The sequence below is a fragment of the Grimontia sedimenti genome, assembly GCF_011045095.1.
GTDB classification, from domain to species: domain Bacteria; phylum Pseudomonadota; class Gammaproteobacteria; order Enterobacterales; family Vibrionaceae; genus Enterovibrio; species Enterovibrio sedimenti.
Genome location: NZ_JAALDL010000008.1, coordinates 183,316 through 206,740 on the forward strand (window position 1 = coordinate 183,316; position 23,425 = coordinate 206,740).

The following is a 23,425-nucleotide window of genomic DNA, read 5'->3' on the forward strand; positions in this document are numbered from 1 at the left end:
CCAGTCAGTTTTGACCATGCTTTTCTATCAGGAGCGTCGCATTACGACCTGATTGGGTCTCAATTCGGGAACAGGAGGTTGGATGATTGGCTCTACAATTGAAGACAACACTGGTAACACGGTGTTTCATGAAGATGAACAGCAAGGATAGCCAATGGAAAACCAAGCTCAGGGTAGCGCTTTAACGGAGCAGGAGCGCGTGGTGGTGGCAGAGGCGGTCAATTCGCTTAAAGCCAAACCGGGCGCGCTGTTACCTGTGTTACACCATATTCAACATCAGTTGGGTTTTGTGCCTCCGGCGTCTGTGCCGATGATTGCGCACGGACTGAATTTGTCCAATGCCGATGTGCATGGCGTGATCAGCTTTTACCATGAGTTCCGCAATCACCCACCGGGCGGACATGTTATTCAGATTTGCCGCGCTGAATCTTGCCAGTCGATGGGCTCGCGTGCCCTTGAAAAACACGCCGCCTCGAGGCTGGGTATTGGCTTTCACGAAACGACCAAAGATAACAACTTCACCCTCGAGCCCGTTTACTGTCTGGGCAACTGCATGTACTCACCGTGTGTGAGAGTCGGTGATGATATCCACGGTGAAATGAACGATGAGGCATTCGATAACCTCGTCGATTCGTTGCTCACCCAAGTGATCGAGGTGAAAGCGCCATGAGTTATCGCATTTATGTTCCCCTCGACTCTTCTTCTGTTTCCCGTGGCGCTGAGAAAGTCGCTCAACGTTTGGCACATAGTGCCGCCTCCATGGGCGAATCTTTGACCATTATCCGTAACGGTTCCCACGGCTTGTTCTGGCTTGAACCCATGATTGAAGTGGAGTCGGCTGAAGGCCGAGTGGCCTTTGGTCCGGTTTTCGAAGATGACGTGGATTCCCTAATAGCACTCCGTTTCTTTGCGCCAGATGAAGAGGGCAGCGCTGCGTCGGAGCACCCACTTTGTTTGGGGCTGACCACCGAAATCTCCTGGCTGAAAAAACAACAACGGCTGACGTTCGAACGTGTTGGGTTTGTTGACCCGTTAGATGTTGAAGATTACCGCATCAAAGGCGGGTTCGTCGGGCTGGAAAAAGCGCTGGGTATGAGCACCCAAGAAATTCTCGACGAAATAAAAACCTCTGGCCTGCGTGGTCGCGGTGGTGCGGCGTTCCCAACCGGTATTAAGTGGCAAACCGTCTCAGACCAACCTGCGGGTCAAAAGTATGTGATTTGTAATGCAGACGAAGGCGATTCCGGGACTTTTGCCGACCGCATGCTGATGGAAGGCGACCCGTTCACCCTGATTGAAGGGATGATCATTTGCGCCATCGCGGTGGGTGCCACACAGGGATATGTCTATACCCGATCTGAGTATCCGAATGCCTGCAAGATCTTCACCCAAGCGATAGAAAACGCTTATGCGGCGGGTTATCTGGGGGCGGATATTTGCGGCAGCGGCAAACATTTCGATTTAGAGCTTCGGATGGGGGCGGGAGCCTATATCTGCGGTGAAGAAACCTCACTGATGGAGAGCTTGGAAGGCAAACGTGGATTGGTAAGAAGCAAGCCACCGCTTCCGGCCATTGAAGGCTTATTTGGCAAGCCCACCGTCATCAATAACGTTATTTCGCTGGCTTCGGTGCCTATCATCCTGTCCAAAGGGGCGGATCACTACAAAGACTTCGGTCAGGGTCGCTCCCTCGGCACCATGCCAATCCAACTGGCGGGGAATGTGAAACGCCCCGGTCTGTTTGAGTTGGCTTTTGGCGTGACGATTCGGGAACTCCTGTTTGATTTTGGTGGTGGCAGCAAGACAGGAAAACCCCTTAAAGCCGTACAAATTGGTGGACCGCTTGGCGCTTACATTGCTGAACATGACTGGGATACAGATCTGGATTACGAACATCTCGCTGCACGTGGTGCCATGCTGGGCCACGGCGGCATCGTTGCGTTCGACAATCAAATCGATATGAGCCAGATGGCGCGTTTTGCGATGGAATTCTGCGAGCTGGAATCCTGCGGCAAATGCACGCCTTGTCGTATTGGCGCAGTCCGCGGTGCGGAAGTGATTGACCAACTGCTGGATGCGCAAGGCGATGACAAGCTGGAACGTAAAGAGCTGCTGGATGATCTCTGCGAGACCATGGAGCAGGGCTCGCTCTGTGCCATGGGTGGGATGACGCCGTTTCCGGTGAAAAGCGCATTGAAGCACTTTCCAGAAGATTTCGGGCTCGCGAAGGACGCGGGTGCCCAAGTGAACAGTGGCGGCAAGTAAGCCGTTGAGGAGAAGACAATGGTTGAGTTCTATATTCCCATTGAGCAAGGCAGCAAAGATTTCGGTACGCCTGCTGTTAAAGGCGAAGACGTTAAGCAAATCTCACTGACCATTGATGGCTGGCCAATCTCTGTGCCAGAGGGCACGTCGGTGATGCATGCATCTACCATGCTGAATATTCAAATTCCCAAATTGTGTGCCACTGATTCACTCGAAGCGTTTGGCTCATGCCGTATGTGTGTGGTGGAAATTGAAGGAATGCGCGGAAAACCCGCCGCCTGCACCACACCCGTTGCCGAAGGCATGGTAGTCACCACACAAAATGAAGCGCTGCGTAAGTTACGCCGTAACGTGATGGAGTTATACATTTCAGACCATCCACTGGATTGTTTGACCTGTGCGGTGAATGGCGACTGTGAATTGCAGGACATGGCGGGGGCAGTTGGTCTTCGTGACGTGCGCTACGGATTCGAAGGTAACAATCACCTCAACATGGAAAAGGACACCTCCAATCCTTACTTCACCTTTGATACCAGCAAATGCATCGTCTGTTCCCGATGTGTGCGTGCCTGTGAAGAGATTCAGGGTCAACACGCACTGACGGTGGAAAGTCGGGGTTTTGAGTCCCGTATCGTCGCAGGGTCAGAGTCGTTTATGGACTCTGAATGCGTATCCTGTGGTGCTTGCGTGCAAGCCTGTCCGACGGCAGCATTGACAGAAAACAGCGTGATAGAACTCGGCACCCCGAGCCATTATCGTGTGACGACGTGTGCCTATTGTGGCGTTGGTTGTTCATTCCGAGCTGAAATGCGCGGTGATGAATTGATCCGAATGGTGCCGCACAAAGATGGCAAGGCGAATCAGGGGCATTCTTGTGTGAAAGGGCGTTTTGCCTTTGGCTATGCAACCCACAAAGATCGTGTGACTGACCCGATGATCCGCGATTCTATTCATGAACCTTGGCGCAAGGTGAGTTGGGAAGAAGCGATTGGTTTTGCCGCAGATAAGATCAGAGCGATCCGCGATAAACACGGCGCGAATGCGCTGGGTGGGATCACCTCTTCCCGCTGCACTAATGAAGAAACCTATCTGGTGCAAAAACTGGTTCGCGCAGGCTTTGGTACCAACAACGTGGATACCTGTGCGCGTGTCTGTCACTCTCCGACGGGTTATGGCTTGAAAACCACGCTGGGCGAATCCGCAGGGACACAGACCTTCGAATCAGTCCAAAAAGCCGATGCGATTATTGTTATCGGGGCCAACCCAACCGATGGTCATCCGGTGTTCGCGTCCCAGCTTAAACGTCGTCTTCGCAGCGGCGCAAAACTGATTGTTATCGACCCACGCGAAATTGATCTGGTCAATGCAGCGCATGTCCGTGCCCAATACCATCTTCAACTGCGTCCGGGAACTAATGTCGCCGTGTTGAATGCATTGGCGCACGTCATCATCAATGAAGGGTTGGAAGACACGTCATACATTGAAGCGCGTTGCGACATGGCAGCGTACAAAAAATGGCGCGACTTTATTGCCGATGAACATCATTCACCGGAAGCGATGGAAAGCGCCACAGGCGTTCCCGCCATGCTGATCCGAGAAGCCGCCCGTATGTATGCAAAAGCCGGAAACGGTGCCATTTACTATGGCCTTGGTGTGACTGAGCACAGTCAAGGCAGCTCAGCGGTTATGGCGATTGCCAACCTTGCCATGGCGACAGGTAACGTCGGTCGTGAAGGGGTGGGTGTTAACCCACTGCGTGGTCAGAACAACGTGCAGGGCAGTTGTGATATGGGCTCGTTCCCTCATGAGTTGCCGGGTTATCGCCATGTGTCAGACCCAGAAGTACGTGCATTGTTTGAGTGTGAATGGGGTGTGCCGATTGATGATGAACCTGGGCTTCGCATTCCTAACATGTTCGATGCCGCTATCGCAGGTCGATTTAAAGGCATGTATGTGCAGGGTGAAGACATCGCCCAATCTGATCCGAATACCCAACACGTTGAAGCAGCGCTGACATCGTTGGAATGCCTGATCGTTCAGGACATCTTCCTCAACGAAACGGCGAAGTTTGCGCATGTATTCTTACCGGGTGCCAGCTTCTTAGAGAAAGACGGTACCTTCACCAATGCGGAGCGCCGTATCTCGCCAGTGCGTAAAGTGATGGCTCCGCTTTCGGGTAAAGCCGACTGGGAAGCGACCATGGATCTCGCCAACGCCCTTGGCTACGAGATGCATTACAAGCATCCTTCCGAAATCATGGATGAAATCTCCAAGCTGACGCCGACTTTCCATGGTGTGAGCTATGAAAAACTGGATGAGCTGGGCTCCATTCAATGGCCTTGTAACGATGAAGCGCCGCTAGGGACCCCAACCATGCACATCGGCGGATTTGTGAAAGGTAAGGGCAGCTTTGTGGTGACCGAATACGTGGCGACAGAAGAGAAGGTGAATAAACGCTTCCCATTGTTGCTGACGACTGGGCGTATCCTTTCCCAATACAACGTTGGTGCACAGACTCGTCGTACTGACAACAGTCAGTGGCATCAGGAAGACGTATTGGAAATTCATCCGTTGGATGCGGAAGATCGCGGTGTTACAGATGGATCTCCAGTCCGGATTGCGAGCCGTGCAGGTGAAATTACCTTACCCGCGAAAATCAGCAACCGCATGCAACCGGGCGTGGTTTACACCACGTTCCACCATCCGGTGTCTGGTACCAATGTGATCACCACAGAAAACTCAGATTGGGCAACCAACTGTCCTGAATACAAAGTGACGGCGGTGCAGGTGAAAGTGGCAGTGGAACAGGCGGATTGGCAGCAGCGTTTCCGTGAATTTGATGAGCAGCAACAAGCCCATTTATCTGCGGCGACTCAGGACAGCAGCGATTAAGCAGGAGTGAACATGGACGGTGAACTTCATCGTAACGAACGCCTTTACGCGATGGCGAACCAAATCGCTGACAACCTCGAGCATGGCAGAACCGAGCAAGAGACGGTCGACGAAGTCGCCTCCCATATTCGCCGCTTCTGGTCACGCGACATGAAGCAGAGCCTGTTTGCAGCGCTGGGAAGTGGGTTGTTGAACCCCATCGCTGAAAAAGCGGCTGAAATGCTGGCTGAGGAATATCGGTTGAAAGCAGGGTAAATCAGATTGTTGTGCAAATGAGAAAACCACGTCCATGCGTGGTTTTCTTGTTTGTTGCAAACAATTATCGATATTTGGGGAGTCTGATTTCTTAGTTTGCTTGAAGTTTGTTCGATATTTGAAGTGCTTCTAATAATGTATCGAAAAGATAGACATCTTATGTTTTAATCAACTTACATCCACCGCGTAAATAAGAATCAAGATCATTAAGCAATTTTTAAAATACTTGAGCTTTTTTTTATTACAACTTTTGGTGTCTTTTACAACTAATGCCGGAAGTCCTCATCAAAAAGCTCTTTCCCCAAATCTCCATAACGACTCCACCTGGTTAAGTCTTCTTCACCATGAGCCTTCTTGGTTTGGTTCAGAGAGCTTGATAAATAGCCCTGACTTCTTTTTGTCCCAGAATGGCAAGATTGATGCGGCCTCGGAACTTATCGCTACTTTAGAAGCGTTTAAGTCCCAACCTCAATCTCAGTGTCGCTTTCCGGCTAGAAAGATATGGCTGGAACAGCAATTGCCAAACGCTCGGTTTCCTGAGGTGGATTGCACAAACTATCAAGCATATCGGCGCGCTTTTAAGGCGGAAAGTGTCAGCCTAGTGTATGCCAGCGGTTATCTGGGTAACCCCGCATCTATGTATGGCCACTTGTTGTTGAAGTTCAACAGCAAGAACAACCACGAATTTCTTGATAATACGTTTAACTACGGTGCTAGGGTTCCGGATGGAGACAATAAATTTGTGTACATCTACAAGGGGATAACAGGCGGGTACTCAGGCCATTTTACTAATCAAAAATACCATCATCAGAACCTTACCTACAACGAATCAGAACTTAGAGATTTGTGGGAGTACCGTCTCGATCTGCCTCAAGAGAAAGTTAACTTTTTACTAGCCCATTTATGGGAACTAGAGCACTCCAGCATGACCTACTATTTTTCACTGAAAACTGTGCCTATCAGCTAGCGAAAGTGCTTGAGATGGTCATTGAGAAGCCTCTGGTAGCGAAAGGTAAAAGCTGGGTTATGCCCTATGACATCGTGATGATGCTGAACAAACCAGATACTAGAGAGGTAGTAGAAAAAGTCACCTATCACGGTTCGCGACAAGAGCAGTTGTATGAGCGCTTCACCCAACTTAGTCGAGAGGAGCGGGATACGGTCGCTAGAGTGATCAGTGAGCCATCAACAGATTTGGCAAGGCATTTCAACAAGCATTCGAACGACGAAGTGACTCGTATCATAGATACACTTTACGACTATTACGCGTTTATAGATGTTAAAAGTGAGGGGCTGAGTGAGCCACAAACTTCAAAATTGAAAGCCCTATTGGCTTTGCGATTTAGTCTGCCAGCGTCAGAGACACGCTGGAAAGCAGTGGAAAAAATACCACCTCATAAAGCGCAGAATACAACAATGTTTCAAGCTTCGACACTTCACAACGAAGCTTTTGGTGAAGCAATGGCTCTTCGATTTCGCGCCAACTACTACGACCTTTTGAGCGTGAATGCAGCACGTATTCCAAACTCCGCACTTAATACCTTTGATCTCACTTTTCTCTACACCAAAGAAGAGAGCAAGATTCGTTTAAGAGAGTTTACCTTAATAGACATTATCAACCTGAATCTCTCTCAGACAGGACTTCCTGGTGACAGTCAATGGGCTTGGGGGATCAGTGCTGGTTACAAGCCGGCATCGCTGAATTGCATTGATTGCTCAGATACGACATTTGAGGGCTTTGCTGGAACAAGCTGGCAGCCCTATGACGGCTTTGTGAGCCATTTAGCGTTAGCGGGAGAGTTGCAAGTTAACTCGTTAAAAGACATTAACTTTCTTAGCGGACCAGAAGTTGGGGGAATATTAACCGTCACCCCATATTGGGTTACCTCAATAAAATTAGGCGGTTATTTCAATTTGGACGAAAAATGGCAATACGAGAATCATTTGACTTGGGAGCAACGGTTTTTTGAGCATCAAGCTTTTGATGTAAGGACTTCAGTTCGCTACAACCAAGGATTTGAGTACGCCGCTCATTTATCTATTTATTGGTGAAGACTATGAAAAAAATCGCTTTATTCGCTGTAGCTGCTGCTTTGGTATCGGGCAATGTTGTTGCTGAGGAAAAAAGGGTATTAACCCTTGGACACAATGCGGTATCGGCGCAATGATCTTTAACGACATTCCTGCAGCTGCTGGTATTTCGAACGTTATCTGGGATTTAGGTACCACCGCGGTTTCTTCAAATATCTCTTCACAAGAAACCTGTGAAGGCAGCCGTGTTAAGGCAGCAATGTTCATTCAGGACAATTTTGACCAATGATGGAAGACACCTCGAAAGGTTCAGGTGAGTACATTCATGCGATGCTTGAAATGCTGGAAGTTGGGGGTGAAAGCCAAAAAGATGTGATTGCCTCTATTCGCAGCAATGTGGGAAGTCAAATGGCAGTAGAGGAAGTCACTCCTCAGTCATACTACAGCGCAGTTATCGCTAGCCTGTAATTCTACGCAGCAGGGAGCTAACTATGCTCCCTGCTAAATGTTGGAAACTCTGAAGGCACGAACTAAGCAACTGCCTCAGCATCCTCCCGCTTGATCACTTTGTGGCCTTCTTCAGTCACGCCGTTTTTCCAATAGCTGCTGATATAAATATTGTCTCGCTCGACGTTTCTTTCATTTCGGAAATATTGGCGTAGCGAGCGCATAGAATCGAATTCACAAGCACACCAGATGGCAGCCTTACCATCCAGCCATTCTTTTTCCTTAACTTGCTCTGCCAGTGTTTTTTCGCCCTTTACCAGCCAGTCGATTTGGATACCCTCGGGGGCTTGAATCGGCTGAATGTCGCTTTGAGAAAGCACTTCAATCACCGTATGGCCTTTTGCATGTTGAGGTAGCGATGCAATTTTGACAGACAGTGCAGGAAGGGCAGTCATATCTGCAACCATAAAGAACCAATCGGCTTCTTTATTGATTTCCTGAATGGTGCCAGGGCCAGCAATCGTCATGGTATCGCCAACTTTGGCGTTCATTGCCCAGCGAGCGGCATGGCCACAACCACAGTCATCAACCTTATGACGGACATATTCCACTGTGATCATGGGCGCTGTATTCCAACTCGCGGATGGTTTAGCTATGCATAACTAGCTTTGCCCGTAAGTAATGAACTCCGGTCTGTGTTCCCATGCGGCGTAAAAGCCAATTGGATCTATCCATCTTCACAGTTGGCAGTAAAGCAGGAAAGTCCTTCGCAAAGCCACGCTAGTGCGTGGCTTTGTTTTTAAGGAGCTGCAGTAATGTTCAGGCCGGTTTGAATGCTTTCTAAGCGCTCTTGCGCATCTCTTCGTTCAGTGACTCCAAAGGAAACGGAGGAGCGATAAAACCGAAATAAGCATCGATGTTCGATGTCGGTAGTGTAGAGAGTTGATGCTTATATTCAATCGAAGAAGCGATGACTTCGATCCCCAAACTGGATGCCATTTTTATGATCGGTTTTAGCAATAGTAAGTGGTCGCTGGAACCATCGCGGTTTTGAATAAAAGAATGATCAAGCTTAACAAAGTGCGGCTCTAACGCTCTGAGATAAGAGACCGAAGCGAGATGTTGTCCAAACCTGTCTATCCCAAAGCGTATCCCTGCTTCATTAAAGCTCCTGCAAGCCAATTCACAATCTTCCGGATGATTACAGGCAATTGCTTCGGCAAACTCAAAGTAGAGTCGGTTTTCGAGCTTGTTCGTTGTGATGGTGTCGATAAGCCAAATGATGAAGTCAGGGTCTTTAATACTGTCTGAAGTTAAATTGATCGAAAGGGGAGCGATTTCCTTGTCTGATTTTAAAACAGTCACCAGCTTCTTCACCACGCAACGGTCGAAGCGTTGCGCAATGGAAAGCCTAGAGAGGTCAGATAACCACTTGTTTGCACCCATAGCGTTGTCGCCCAACTGAAGCCTGGTAAACACTTCGTATTGCTGTATCTCGTGAGAAGCGGTCGCAAAAACGGGCTGCAGCATGTACTCGAAAGTATCATTCTGTAAGGCCTCCACCAATTTCTCATCAAGTTGTTCCTGTGAATGTTCCTGTGTGGTTTGGGAGAAAGCAAAGACGGTACTTTCTGTGTCGGCTTGGTTTTTGGCGATATTCGCGCGCTCAATCAGGGATGATACGGAATCGTTACCGTTTCGTTCAGCAACGCCGATGGCAAAGCCGTTGGCGATGGGCAATCCATTGATGATGATTTCCGAATTGATGGCTCTGATGATTTTTCTCAGATGCTCACGGGCTTGTTGCTCGTGAATGCTGGGTATCACGACTGCAATTTCATACTTTGCTGTTCTTGCTACCAAAGAATCGTTGGTGTGCTCTAGTATGCGCTCAATAGATTGCCCCATGGAGCGAATGCATTCGTTAAAGTTTTTGGTGCCTTGTTTTGGGTCGGTATTTTCAAGCCATTTCAGGTTAATCAGCATTAATACGCCGCAGTCCCCACTCAACAACCAGCTTTCGGTTTGACGGATAAGGAAACTCCGGTTTGGCAAGCTTGAGGCGTCGTCATAAAGGTATTTTTTCTGTAGGCTACTTATCTCTTCGTTAAGCGTTTCAAAAAGATTCTGAAGCTGTAATGACATGTCATTGAAGGCGGTGGTTAGCTCGGACAGGTCACTGGTTTTCGGGGCAGGTACGGCATTGGAAAAGTCCAACTTCGCAATACGTTTTGCTTCGTGGGTGATAGTTTTCACCGGCGAGAGCATGCGGGCAGTGGTATACCGTACCACGAGCGTCGCCGCAGTGATCAGTATGATGGATGAAATGAGAAACGATCGAAACAGCTGCCACAATGTCGAATAAGCGTTGTCAGTCTCGACAAGGATTGAGAGGGTGGCTAAATCAGTCCAGCTGTTTGTGACGGTCTTGGTCAGCCAAATGGGTTGGATAAGGTCAAAAGCAACAAACCATTCCGGAGCAGGTTGAGAGATGGCTACCTCCTGACTCCAGGTTTGCAGATCGCCGTCAAACAACCACTGCAGTGTCACCTGACTGAGGGCGGTTTTTTCATTCATCACGGTTTCAAAAAAGCGCTCACTTTTGTCCAGATCGCCTGTTTCCAGAATCGGTACTAACGCTGCGCTCAGATTTTGCATCGCACTGCTGGCTTGAAACTGCATTTCCTGTTTGATGAAAGCAAGGTTGACGGTGAATTCTGCATAGGCCATCGCCGTGCACAGACATAAGAGAGTGGTCGCTACAACAAGTGTGATTTTGTTGGTTATAGTCATGCTTTGTCCCATTTGGAATGGTGTGCAAATTCGGGTCGATTCAACGACCTGAGTCATGCTCTATCTCAGTTTTCAACATCGGTATAAATCGTCCACTTCAAGGGTATGCGCTTGTCACTTCCTCGAATGTCTGCCACGACGCGTCGGTTAAGTTGGTGTGCCTCGGGGGTATCTGATTCATCAAGCAAGCGTTCTTCCCCGTACCCTATGGCTTGAATACGGCTGCGATCGATACGATGAATAGATGAGAGAAGGGCGGCAATTGATTTAGCGCGCAGCAGTGACAGCCGTTTGTTCACATCAGCAGGCCCCTCGGCACTGGCATGCCCTTCAATGGTGACTTCTGAGTAAGGGAAATCCGCCATAAACTCAGCGACTTTGGCGATTTCAGAATAATATTTAGGGTTGACGTAAGCGGAACCGTTAGCGAACAGCACATTTAGCGTGATGCGCTCGTTCACCACATTGACGCCTGAGCAGCCTTCGTTATCGACAACCGCTCCCTTAACGGTGCTGTCGCACTTTTCTCTTGCTTCAATCACGCCGTCGAGGTCTAAATCCCGTAAATCAGCAGACTGTTCGTCATTTTCCGGGAAGCTTTCGATGCCGTTGGCACTGCATCCAACGAGAGTGAAGAAGCAAAACGCTATCAAGACTTTTTTCATCGTTATTGCTCCTCACTCGCGGTTTGTTTTGTGGCTGGTGGCTGAACTCTCAGAGAGGAGAGGAGTCTTCCGGTTGAGTTGAGAATGCGGTATTCCGCGATCAGGTAGTCGTATTCTGCGGAGAGATAATCCTTCCTCGACTCGAAGAGTTCGTTTTCCGAATCCAGCAAGTCAATCAGAGAGCGCTGGCCCAAACCAAATTGCAGTGTGTAAGCGCTCTGGGTTTCCACCGATGCGGTAACATGCTCTCTCAAATAGCCCATTTGTTCTTGAAGGCTGACTCGCGCATTCCACGCCAAGGTGGCACCTTCAATCACATCACGAACCGCTTTTTGGTTAACTTCTTTCGATTCGCCAATGCGATAGGCCATTTCCTTTTCAAATGCCGTATCCCTTCCACCATTGTAGAGGTTGTAACGCACACGCAGCATGGCCTGCAGATCATTGTCATGACCCAGGGTTCCACCAAGGTCGTTATTCCAGTTCCCATTCAGTTCCAGACTGACTTCTGGGTAGTAAGAAGATTTGGCGGCTTCTCGCTGAAAATTGGCGGCATTGATATCCGAGAAAGATACCTTGATGGTGGGGTGTTCTTTCTCCGCGATGGCAATGGTTTGATTTAGATCGTCAGGAATGAGCGCAGCGTCTGGAAGTGGTGTGTTCAGGCCTTCCGGTGGAACATTGACGACTCTGATGTAATTGCTTCTTGCATCCATCAGGTTGTTTCTGGCTGCGATAAGGTTGGATTTTGCTCGCGCCAAACGACCCGTAATTTGCGACAAATCCGCTGAGGAACCGAGGCCAGAATCGGTTTTCTCTTTGATTTGACCATAGATGGTCTCGTGACTTTTCAGGTTTTCTTCTGACAGTTCAACGATCTGTTTGGCTTGAAGGTATTTGATATAGACTCTCACCGTTTCTAAGGCTTGGTCTTCCGACGCGGAGATGAGGTTCCAATAACTGGCGTTTGCGGCCGCTCTTGAACGGTCGACTTCGTTTTGCGTTTGGAAACCGCTGAAGAGCGCTTGTCTGATGCTGATCCCCGCCTCGCCTGGGTTGAGTTCATCGTCTTCTCTGCCTGCAGCGCGTGTTGAAGGACTGTTCGTTTTTTCCCAGCCATATCCAGCGGTGAGATCGACAACAGGGAGATAACCGGAGAATGCCTGGTCAATTTGCTCTTGTTGTGCTTTGTGGGCGTGAAATGCCCGTCTTACGTCTGGACTCGAGGAAAGCGCCTTGGCAACGGCTTGCTCCAGCGTGTCTGAGTACGCGGTTGTCGGCAACAAGACAGCACCGGAAAGGGCGACTGAGAGAAGACGTTTGAAGCGTTTTTGACAGCTTGTGTTCGGCATCATTGACGAGCTCCTGGGTCATGTACTCAATTAACGTTCGCGAAGGGCGGATTCCCGGGCACGCAAAATCGGGTTTAGGATGTAATCCAACACAGTGCGTTTACCGGTGACGATGTCCACGCTGGTTAACATGCCAGGGATGATGGGCATGTCAGAGCCGTTCTTATCCTTCAGGTTCGACTCATCGGTTCTCACTCTTACCAGATAGAAACTGTTGCCTTTGTCATCCTGTGTGGTATCTGCGCTGATGTGTTCCAATTTGCCCTGCAAGCCGCCATAACGGGTGAAGTCGTAAGCTGTGACTTTGACGACAGCGGGTAATCCCGCGTGCAGAAAAGCGATATCCTTCGGCTGGATTTTGGCTTCGATAAGCAGCTGATCTTCGTTAGGGACGATTTCGAGGATGTCCTCGCCGGGGCTGATGACACCGCCCAGCGTATTGATATGAATGGTTTTGATGGTGCCGTTCACGGGAGAAGTGATAATGGCTTTGTCCACTTTGTCTTGTGAGCCGACTTTGGCTTGTTGTAAACGGGATAGCTTGGCTTCCAGCTCACTGATTTGGGTGAGGTTTTCGTTTTTGAAAGCGAGAACGGCTTCACGGCGCTTCAGGGTTGCTTCATCTTGCTCCGCTTTGAGTTTGGGCTGAAGTTGGTGCAAAGCAGCAATTTCGCCCCGCATATCGTTAAGCTGACGTTGTAGCTTGAGTAACTCAATCTCAGGTACGATTTTCTTCTTGGCGAGTGGTCTGGTTAGCTCATATTCACGAGCAACCAGTTTGGCGCTGTTTTCCAGCGTTTTGATTTTGGTTTTGAGCTCTTTTATCTCTTGTTGTTTTTGGAGCACCTGTCGGGACTGAATTTCGATCTTGTTTTTTAAATCATCTAAATGTCCCTGATACTCAAGTTTTTGGCGTTCGACTAACTCTGGCTCTTGGGTACTCAATGCTTCGGGAAATGCCAGTTCAACAGACTTGATAAGTATCTGGTCTTCCCAGTTCACGTCGAGACCCTGCAATTGAATGCTATCCAGTTCTTGCTGCAAGCGAATGATATTGGCATTCAGGCTGGCATCTTCCTCTTCTTGCTGGGCAACGTCGGAGCGGAATCGGGTGTCATCAATGCGAGCAATGGGCATGCCTTTTTCCACCACCATTCCTTCTGTGACATACATTTCCTGCAAGATACCGCCGTCAAGGCTTTGAATGAGCTGGACTTGCGAAGGCGGGATCACCTTGCCTTCCCCGCGTGTCACCTGATCGAGAGAGGAAAGTGATGCCCACGCGATGAACAATGCGACCATTACGATCAACAACCAAAGCACGATGCGATATTTGCTGGGTACATCCATGATCATGGCGCCATAGATATCGTCCGCCATGTCGAGATCTTTGCGGTCTTCAGCCTTACTCATTGTTGGCTTTCCTCCTTGCTTGATCATTGCCGGCGCCTTGTGAAAGCTGCTTGAGGACAATTTCTCTTGGTCCATCCAAGAAGATTCGCCCTTTGTCTAAAACAATCACGCGGTCAACAATGTGCAGCAGGGACATTTTGTGGGTGATGAGAACAAGGGTTCTTTCTTTGCTGACCTGATGCATCGCTCTAATAAATTGCTTTTCTGCAAATGCATCCATGGATGATGTGGGCTCATCCATCAACAACACAGAAGGGTCATTGAGGATGGCGCGAGCCAACGCGACAGCTTGTCGCTGGCCTCTTGATAGCGAGTTGCCGCCTTCACCCACCTGCTTGTCAAGCCCTTGCGAGTCGAGAGAGGTGAACTGACCAACGCCAGAGAGCTGCACCGCACGTATCAGCTGATGCTCAGTGACCTGGCGGGTACCGAATAGGATGTTATCCCTGATTGAACCATGGAACAGGGTGATATCTTGAGGCATGTAGCCGATGTTTCGCCTGAGATCGGCTGGGTGGATTTGTTTGGAATCGATACCGTCAAATCTCAGGCTCCCTTGAGAGGGTTGATAGAGCCCGGCAAACATTTTGAGCAGCGTGGTTTTTCCTGACCCGTTTTTCCCGATGATAGCGACGCTTTCACCCTCGGTGATTTTGAGTGAGCTAGGATAGAGTACAGGCTCCTCGACTTCAGGGTAGGTGAAAGAAACTCCCGCACACTCGAGTTGTCCCTTTAATTGGCGGCGACTGATCAGATGACCTTTGCCTTCATACTCGTCATCTTGATTCATCAACCCATCTAGCTGACGTAGCGAGCTTATGGTTTGATTCGAGCGAGTCAGTAAGTTTGCCAGTTGCGCCATAGGAGACACGACGCGACTCGACAACATCACGGCAGCAATAATGCCACCCATAGAGATGTCGCCCTGGGAGACCCGGTACACACCAAAAATCACCACGGCTATTGCCGTCATTTGGGTAACAAAGGTCGCGAGGTAAGAGACAGACTGGGAAATCTTTTTGACCTTTAATCCCCAGTCAGCTGAGTGCGCGATCATCTGTTGCCATGTTTTCTGAACGATGCCTTCAGCAAGGTTGGCTTTGATGGCTTCCATGGCAGACAGGCTTTCTATCAAGTGGCCGTTTTTCAAACCGGCGAACTTGCTGCTTTCTTCAATAGCAGCCCGCAACCTTGGCTGAATTGCGCAGGCATAGCCAATGATAATGAGGCCAGCGAAAAGAGGAACCACAGCGAGATCACCGGCAAAAATGTAGATGATGAAAAGAAACAAAATCGCGAACGGTAAGTCCACGAGTGCAGTGACTGTGGTGGAAGTGAGCATTTCGCGAACGCTATCAAATTCACTGAGTTGTTTTGCCATACCACCAACGCTTGGCCCGCGTTTCTCCAAGGGAATCCCCATGGCTTTGGCAAACAAACGGGATGAAACGACAATGTCTATTTTCTTGCCTGCGGTATCTATCATCATGCTTCTGACGTAGCGAAGGATGTAATCGAACACAAAGGCCAGTGTCGCACCTGTGGCGAGTACCCAGAGTGATTCGAAAGCTTGGTTTGGTAGGATTTTGTCATAAACGTTCATCATGAAGAGGGGAGAGACGAGGGCAAAGATGTTGATCACAACCGATGCCAATAACGCTTCACGATAAATAGGCGCGGCCTCCCACAGCATGGAAAACAGCCAATGTCCTTTCTTGCCATGCTGATGGACGTCGACACTTTGATCGCCTCGGTACTGCTTTTTGATCAAGATGGCATAGCCAATGTATTGGGCTTCCAACTCTTCGACGGTGAGTTCGGTCTCTCCGCCTGTATCCGGCATCTGAATGACAGCGGTGCCAGTCTCATCGTCGATTGAGCGCAATAGACAGGCTTTTTGGTCGATCAAGAGAAGCACGCAGGGTGTAAGCATATCTCCAATGGTGTTAAGCGGTTTTCTTGCTACGCGTGAAACCAAACCCGCGCGGGAAGAAGCCTGAGGGAAAAGTTCAGGTGTTAAGCGGGCTTCTCTCATAGGTAGGCTGGCCACCAAGGCTTCGCCTGAGCACGGGGTTCCATAATGCTCAGTCAGTATGACTAAACATTCCAGCAGTGGGTCTTCAGTGGTTTGAACTGAACCGGGAATGCTCCACTGCGGTTGCATATTGTCGGCTAAATGCAAATTAAATGCCTTCCTCTAGAAGTGATCGACAGTTGGATCGTCTAAATGGGTTTGTGAGTTTTCAACAACATCTGTAGACGCCGCTTTTTGGAACAACTCTTTGACGCTGTCGTCACCAAACACACCGCTCTTAATCATGCCGTTCTCATCAGCGATGTCGTTTAATGAGACGTCCTGAAGGATAATTTCCTGATTCCATGCGTGGTCTCCGTCTGTATCGACTCTGAGCACCAATGACCCGTCCTGTTCAAACAAGTCAACATTGTCTTCGCTGAGAAGGTTGTCTTGGCTATCTGTGACGAGGTCGGAAAGGTTTAACGTTGACTCCCCAACAGTGAAGTCAGTGATGGTGTCGGAGGCGGGTTGTGATGAAACATCTTCGCTGTGCCAAACGAGTTCACTGCTGTCCAATCCGCTGATGCTGTTTTCCTCTACCAATCCAGCAAGGTTGGTCTCCTCTTCGTCGGCGACTTGAGTTGCAAACCACACATCTGCAGCGGCACGCTCTTCACCGTCAGTGGTGGTGTAAGTGGATGTTTTACCTAAAACATTGTTGTTTTGGGTATCGTCGCCGGTTTGTGCATCTAAATTGATTGAAGCGACGCCCGCATCTTCGAGGCTAAGGAGTTCGCCTTCGTCGGTTTTGCCATCCATATTCTTGTCGACCCAAACACCGAGCTCAGAGTAAATCGCATCGCTTTGGTCAATGACACCATCTAAGTTGGTGTCATGCTGGGCTAAGGCTTCGTAGCCATCGGTGGCTGTCGTTCCATCTTGGAGTTCTGTGTTCGAACCAAACAGTTCTGAACCGTCGTTGATTTCACCGTCTTGGTTGATGTCGTGAACCAGTAGACCATCCCCGCCTGACACCCAGCCCGTGTTGACGGCTTGTCCATCACCGTCGTAGTCGAAGGCGACAGGGTTTTCTGTGACATCGCTGGTTTCAATGCCGTCGCCGTCCAAGTCGAGAATGATGGGGGTGATGCTGGGGGTGATAAAACGTGTTGCGTTACCGGAGCTTTCGCCACTGGCGGTGAGATTTCCCGCCGCGGTGAAAAGATCTGCCTGCTCAAGATGAAAATTACCAACGCTGTTCGCATAGACGATGTGCTCAGAGCCGTCCGGACCAGAAAGGGTGACTTTTTCGTTAGGATGCCAGCCATTGCCGTTCACATGTTGGATGCCGTCTTCATCAATATGCCAATGCAAATAACCAGACGCATTCCCACTTGTATCGTAAACCCCGTGATCAGTTATCAGGACGGAATCTTGCGCACTTCCTGAGCTAATGTTGGTTTCTGAGGGGGCGGGCTCCACTGAAATGGTTAGCGTTTCACTAGCTTCAACGGTGTTGTCGTTTATAGGCTGAACGCGTACTTTGATTTCAGTTTGAAACGCATCAAAAGTGAGTTGGCTACCACTTTTAAAATGGGCCCATGTTGAGCCTGTCCAGTATTGATAGCTTCCCAAATCTTGGTCGGTAATACCTGAACCGTTGTCAGTGAGTACGCTGACTTTCACCTTTGTCGCCTGAGCAACAGGGTCGGTAAGTGAAATCGTAAATTGGGCCCACTGCGATTCTTCCATTTCATTGTTAGTGTTTGTATTGGTGATAGACAACGTGGGTTTGTCGGCATCTCCAGCGACCGTGACTGTTGCTGTGTCAGTGTCTCCATCTGCACTTTCGACTTGATAGTTAAACGCTATTTGTCCGTAAAAATTGGTGTCAGGGACAAAACTGATACTGCCATCGCTGGCAATGACGACATTGCCATTATCCACAGCAATACTTTGCGCGCTGCCAGTCAAAGTCACCCCGTTGATTTGGGTAATCTCGCTACCCGTTGCAGTATCGTTGCTCAAGAGATCAAGGGTTACCGGTGCTCCATTACTCAGTGTGTAGCTGTCATCTACTGCGTCGATGAACTCTGGGGTAACGGTCAGATTGATGGTGGCAGTGTCGCCGGAATTGGTCGTGTAGGTGATTGCGGGTACGACACCACTCCAGTCAGGCTCTGGGGTGAAGGTATACCCGCCATTAGTACCAAGTTCAAAGGTACCGACACCGGAAATGGAAGCTGTTTGACCTGCGGTATAAACGGTTGATGAGCCAGCTACTGAGAAACTGGCGACACTGATATCGCCAGAGTCATTGTCGAGCACATTTCCACTTAGCGTGACATCCTCTTCAGTGGAGGCGTAATCATCAACAGTTTTGATGACGGGAGAATCAAATAAGATATCTGAAATGACGACCCCAGGTCCCTCTAAATGGATGATTTGAAGACTACTCAAAGGCCCGGCAATGGTGATGAGTGCTGAATAGTCTGGGTCTGTGCCCAGTGCGTTGCCCCCAGAACCTGGACCTGCGACGGTGTCATTACCATTGACGCCGTCGGAATCTGACACCGTCAACATGGCCCCTGGTGAGATAGTAACTTTGACAGGGTTTCCATCTGCATCAAATGCCAGAACTTTAACCGTGTCATAGACATCAAGGTCAGAGACTCTGAATTGAACGTTGGTTACCTCAGAAGAGAAATCAATGGTTGAAGTGTTTCCATTATTGGTGTCTGGGTACCCAGTGCGCAGGGCACTGTCGGTATTCACTGTTCCTGAGCCGCTATCCAGCCCTGCCGTTACGGGGGAAAACTTTTGAAATGTTGTGGCACCATCGACATCACCAGAAGGTGAGGTGCCTAGGAGTCCATCATTACTGAACGTGACTTCAACAGTGCCCGTGTTTATGGGAGAAGATGTGTATCCAGCGAGGCTGTCGCCACCATCAACGGTGGTACCGTCATTATCAGGGTCTGAAAGTAGTGCCCAACTAAAGGCTTCCCGTCCGGCAATATTCATCACCGTCGTGTCGGAGACATCGCCAGTATTACCAGAGCTATCGGTGACATTCATGGTGACAGTCAATGTGCCGTCATTAAGGCTAGAAAGGTCTTGGCCTGTAACGGATACTGTGCCATCCGCAGCCACCGTAATATCAGCCGAATCGACAGTAATGGTATTGGTGCCATCGGTAATCGTTATCGAGTTGACTGTACTGCCGACATCCACCTTCCCGGATAGTGGGACGTTGGTGGACTCGGAATCGCTGATTCGTTCGTTACCACCATCCAAAAAGTTGATGGCATTTTCACCATCACCTGTTGTGGGAGCGGTGACGTCAAGCACAGTAAGATTGACTGTGGCCGTGTCGGTCCCACCTTGTCCATCGCTAATGGTATAGGTGAAACTGGCTGGGCCATGATAGCTGCTATCTGGGGTGAAGGTGATGGTGCCATCGCCATTTAGAACAACAGTACCGTTTTGAGGGTCTTGCACCGATGTAATGGTCAGCGTATTGCCATCGGCATCGATGTCATTTGCCAGCAAGTCTGACGTATTGATAGTGAGGGCGGTATCTTCTGTGGTGGTGATTTGTTCTTGGGCAGTGACCACTAAGTCATAGTCTGCACCTGTTGCCCCTACTAACTTCACGTCTACCCATTCACCGGCAGGTACCTGACTGCCACTAGGATAGGCTACGCCGTTCGCGTAAAGGGTACCTGTGCTGTAAGTGACGGAATAGTAGCCGGATGAAATAACCACATCGGTCGTGATAGTAAAATCGCCAACACTTCCTTCAGGATACTCAACGATTTTGTTGCCATTAGCATCGACCTGTGCAATGTAAATACTGTATTCACCGCCATTTTCGGCAGAGTCTGTGCCCAAATAAGAAATGGCATAGGAGCCGTCGGTTCCAATAGGAATGATGTCAAAATTCAGGTCATTAACATCTGGTTGCTGACCGGTAAACGTGAGTTGCTCGCCGATCTTGGTCCCATCCGAGCTGTATTTTTGGGTAAAGACATCGTAGTTTCCATCTGCATTGACGGCACTCCAGACAAGCACGTAGTCACCATCTTCTCCGACGCCAACAACCTTAGCTGGGCCATGCCCGCCGGGAGCCTCAAACTTATCTACCGGTTGGTCTTTAACACCGTTGGCATCGAAATGTTGGATGTAGGTGTGCCACTGTCCATCTTCTATGCCACGCCAAACAACGACAAATTCTCCATCGGTGCCGACGTTTGTAATTGATGGCCTGTCATTACCGGATGTGCCAGCAACGCTAAGTGTTTGGGTTGAATCCGGTATCGGCTGGTTGGTGGCTGCATCCATCAATGTCATTTGGACTGTGCCGCCGCTTGACCCAACAATGGCATACTTGCCATCACCAATACTGACAACGTTGGTTTCTTTATCGTCATTGCCGTTGGTACCACCAATGGAAAGCGTTTGCTGACTCCCAATTTTGTCACCGTCAGGAGACAGCATCACGGTATTGGTGGCAGTGGCTGTGGAACCTTGATTCCACGAAATGACGTAGTTGCCGTTATCCAGCACAGAAATTTCGGCCTTTGACTCAATGGGATAGCCATTACTATTGGCAGAGACAGAACCCACGACCTGAGCACCGCCTACTTTGTTACCCGAAGCATCAAGCTCCTGCATATAAAGGTTGAAACCGTTTTGCCACACGATGATGCTGGTATCACCGGAATGCTCTGAGGTGACGCTTCTAAGAGAAGAAGAACCAAGATCCATTTCAGGCCCAGTGGTGGCGCCACCATAGTCATCAGGGTTTGCGTAAACGACTTGAGCATAGGAGTGGGTGTTTAGTGTGGCGGTGTTGTTATAACCGGTCCAAGTGACAAGCAGATCGCCACTGTCATTGAGTTGAGTGACCTGCGGTGATTCGATTTTGTCCCGGGTTCCAAGCATGACTTCGTCACCCTTCGGTGAACCATCAGCATTGAAACTTTGCAGGAAAACTTTGTTGTTGCCGTAGTAGTCGGTCTCCCAACCACGCCAGACAACTGTGTAACTGCCATCTGCATGAGTGGTGGTCAGGTAGGCTGAATCGTCGACTCGATTCGTTCCGTAGCCTTCGACAATAGTGGAGTCAATACTATCACCGGTGTAACCCGTTGCCGTTGCACCAGCGTCAATTGTCGTTGAGGTATCATCCACGGCATCTGGATTGTCATTCACGCTGTTCACGGTGATATTGACCGTCGCCGTATCGATGTCACCGTCAGCATCTTTGACCTGATAGTTAAAGCTCACTGCGCCGAAGTAGTCAGCGTCTGGCTGGAAGGAGAAACTGCCGTCGTCAGCAACAAGAACAGTACCGTTATCCACCAAGATAGACTGGGCTCCGCCAATCAGTGCTACGCCATTAATGTGGGTGACCTCGAGACCACCATCTGGCGCTTGGTCATTGCTCAGAAGGTTGAGCGACAGGGTGCTATCTTCATCTACGGTGTAGCTGTCATTTATCGCATCCACGGCATCGTCAACATTGGACACAGTGATGGAGAGCGTGGCTGTGTCACCGGAGTTGGTGGTGTATGTGATATCAGGAACTGCGCCATTCCAATCTGCATTGGGGGTGAAAACGTAAGCCCCGTTGGCGCTCAAGACCAGCGTACCAATGCCGTTGAGGGTAGCCGTTTGGCCTGCGCTATAGGTTGTTGTGTCACCATTTACCACGAAGCTCACAACGCTGGTATTGCCAGAATCATTGGTCAGAACATTGCCGCTATTGGTGGTGTCTTCAAGGCTGGTAGACGTGTCGTCAGTCGCGACAGTAACAATTGCCGAATCTGCACTGGATCCCGAAACATTACCGCCTAAGTCGGTTTGTGTTGCACTGACAGAAAGGGTGTCACCGGAGGATACAGTCTCAGACCAAGAAATCACACCGTTACTGTAGCTGTATCCTGTGGCCGCGGTGTCGTCTGTAAACGTTAGTGCCCCGGCACTGAGTTTGAAGTTCAGGGTGTTTGATACGCCGCCATTGTTGACAGTGACGCTGATAAAGCCGCCTTGTGTTAAGTCGGCGTGGTCAACAGAAACAGAGAGTTGAACGTTGTCAGCGCCCTGTTCAGCAGAGTTAACGAGCCCATCGTTGTTCACATCGTCGGTGATAGACACAACGGGTGAATCCGGCGGGGTAATATCGACAACCAGTTGGCCCGTCGTCTCAAAGCTAGTGTTACCTGCTGAATCTTGAGTGGTCGCTGTGATGTCAAATGAACCCTCGGTAAGTGCGTTGACATCAGCGACTTCGATACTCCAGGTACCGTCATTTTCTACAGGCACATTTTCATAGGTGACGCCGTTCAATGTCACTGTTAACGTTTCGCCCTCTCCAAGAGTTGCTGTGCCTGTAATGACAGGTGTCGTATCGTTGGTCACCAGTTCATCGACTGTTGGCGCATCAGGTGGGGTGATATCGACAACAAATTCAATATTGCTGCTTGAAGCGGAGGTATTTCCAGCGCTGTCAGTGACGGTTGCTGTAATGGTGTAATTGCCTTCTGCAGGCAAGCTGCCATCGGTGCTCCCCAAATCTTCTGAGGACAATGTAAGAGGAACAGTTGAACCGCCCGTCCAGTCGCTAGGCACCGTGGTTGTAATATTATTGGTTGAGCCGTCCGGTTGAGTGACGGTCACCGTAATGGTGTCACCGGGCTCAGTGCCGGTCGGTGGCGTAACCAGCACTTGAACGCCATCCGCCAGTTCATCCTCACCAATGCCGCCAGTGGATTCGAGAATTTCAACCAGCGGGAGTTCATCGGTGCCGCCCGGTCCGGTGCCTTCACCGGGTGCAGTCGTATCAATCGTGACTGTGGTGGATGTGCTCGGCGCAGATGTATTCCCTGCGCTGTCAGTCACCGATGCAGTGATGGTGTATTCACCTTCGGCAGGTAAACCGCCGCCAGTACCGCCCAAATCTTCCGGCGAAACGGTCACAGAGACGCTGCTACCGCCCGTCCAGCCGTCAGGCACTGTGGTGGTAACGTCAGTGGTTGAGCCATCGGGCTGAGTGACGGTCACCGTAATGGTGTCACCGGGCTCAGTGCCGGTGGGCGGCATAACCAGCACTTCAACGCCATCTGCCAGCTCTCCCTCGCCAATGCCGCCGGAAGCTTCCGGGATCTCAACCAGCGGGAGTTCATCGGTGTCGCCCGGTCCGGTGCCTTCACCGGGTGCGGTCGTATCAATCGTGACTGTGGTGGATGTGCTCGGCGCAGATGTATTCCCTGCGCTGTCAGTCACCGATG

The 23,425-nt window shown here is 49.9% G+C and carries 14 protein-coding genes and 1 pseudogene; 8 read left to right on the top strand and 7 right to left on the bottom strand.

What is annotated here, in order from left to right:
- Positions 1-154: 154 nt before the first annotated feature.
- The 8 genes from G5S52_RS12505 (at position 155) to G5S52_RS23960 (ending at position 7,911) form a co-directional block, all read left to right on the top strand.
- On the top strand, positions 155-670 hold the full coding sequence (locus tag G5S52_RS12505) for a formate dehydrogenase subunit gamma (RefSeq protein ID WP_165013982.1): 516 nt from the start codon (positions 155-157) through the stop codon (positions 668-670).
- Entirely contained in the window at positions 667-2,265 is a 1,599-nt protein-coding gene (locus G5S52_RS12510) for a formate dehydrogenase beta subunit (protein ID WP_165013984.1), read from the top strand. Before G5S52_RS12505 ends, G5S52_RS12510 begins: the two co-directional genes overlap by 4 nt.
- Positions 2,266-2,283: 18 nt before the next feature.
- Positions 2,284-5,157, top strand: coding sequence for a formate dehydrogenase subunit alpha (gene fdhF, locus G5S52_RS12515; RefSeq protein WP_165013986.1), 2,874 nt, complete (start codon positions 2,284-2,286; stop codon positions 5,155-5,157).
- 12 nt (positions 5,158-5,169) lie between these two features.
- Positions 5,170-5,412: a formate dehydrogenase subunit delta gene (locus tag G5S52_RS12520; protein WP_165013988.1), complete on the top strand. Its 243-nt coding sequence runs from the start codon at positions 5,170-5,172 to the stop codon at positions 5,410-5,412.
- Positions 5,413-5,638: 226 nt separating this feature from the next.
- Complete coding sequence (locus G5S52_RS23945) at positions 5,639-6,379, top strand: Lnb N-terminal periplasmic domain-containing protein (protein WP_235956221.1); 741 nt, start codon at positions 5,639-5,641, stop codon at positions 6,377-6,379.
- A gap of 14 nt (positions 6,380-6,393) precedes the next feature.
- Positions 6,394-7,464 carry a DUF7840 domain-containing protein gene (locus G5S52_RS23950; protein ID WP_235956223.1) on the top strand — a complete coding sequence of 357 codons (1,071 nt, stop codon included), beginning with the start codon at positions 6,394-6,396 and terminating at the stop codon, positions 7,462-7,464.
- Between the two features lie 112 nt (positions 7,465-7,576).
- Entirely contained in the window at positions 7,577-7,732 is a 156-nt protein-coding gene (locus tag G5S52_RS23955) for a hypothetical protein (protein WP_235956226.1), read from the top strand.
- Complete coding sequence (locus G5S52_RS23960; protein WP_235956227.1) at positions 7,729-7,911, top strand: hypothetical protein; 183 nt, start codon at positions 7,729-7,731, stop codon at positions 7,909-7,911. The genes G5S52_RS23955 and G5S52_RS23960 overlap by 4 nt, the downstream gene beginning before the upstream one ends.
- Before the next feature lie 62 nt (positions 7,912-7,973).
- Here G5S52_RS23960 and G5S52_RS12535 read toward each other — a convergent pair.
- The 7 genes and pseudogenes from G5S52_RS12535 to G5S52_RS12565 form a co-directional block, all read right to left on the bottom strand.
- Positions 7,974-8,507, bottom strand: a pseudogene (locus G5S52_RS12535) (siderophore-interacting protein); the annotation flags it as partial.
- A 223-nt stretch (positions 8,508-8,730) separates the two neighbouring features.
- A complete protein-coding gene (locus G5S52_RS12540; RefSeq protein ID WP_165013992.1) occupies positions 8,731-10,683 on the bottom strand; it encodes a bifunctional diguanylate cyclase/phosphodiesterase in 1,953 nt (650 codons plus the stop codon).
- A 65-nt stretch (positions 10,684-10,748) separates the two neighbouring features.
- Positions 10,749-11,348, bottom strand: coding sequence for an OmpA family protein (locus G5S52_RS12545; RefSeq protein ID WP_165013994.1), 600 nt, complete (start codon positions 11,346-11,348; stop codon positions 10,749-10,751).
- A gap of 2 nt (positions 11,349-11,350) precedes the next feature.
- Positions 11,351-12,700, bottom strand: coding sequence for a TolC family outer membrane protein (locus G5S52_RS12550; protein ID WP_165014020.1), 1,350 nt, complete (start codon positions 12,698-12,700; stop codon positions 11,351-11,353).
- Positions 12,701-12,730: 30 nt separating this feature from the next.
- On the bottom strand, positions 12,731-14,113 hold the full coding sequence (locus G5S52_RS12555; protein ID WP_165013996.1) for an HlyD family type I secretion periplasmic adaptor subunit: 1,383 nt from the start codon (positions 14,111-14,113) through the stop codon (positions 12,731-12,733).
- Complete coding sequence (locus G5S52_RS12560; protein ID WP_165013998.1) at positions 14,106-16,277, bottom strand: type I secretion system permease/ATPase; 2,172 nt, start codon at positions 16,275-16,277, stop codon at positions 14,106-14,108. The genes G5S52_RS12555 and G5S52_RS12560 overlap by 8 nt, the downstream gene beginning before the upstream one ends.
- Positions 16,278-16,310: 33 nt before the next feature.
- Positions 16,311-23,425: SPM autocatalytic domain-containing protein (locus G5S52_RS12565; RefSeq protein WP_165014000.1), on the bottom strand; the 7,115-nt coding region annotated here is incomplete at its 5' end.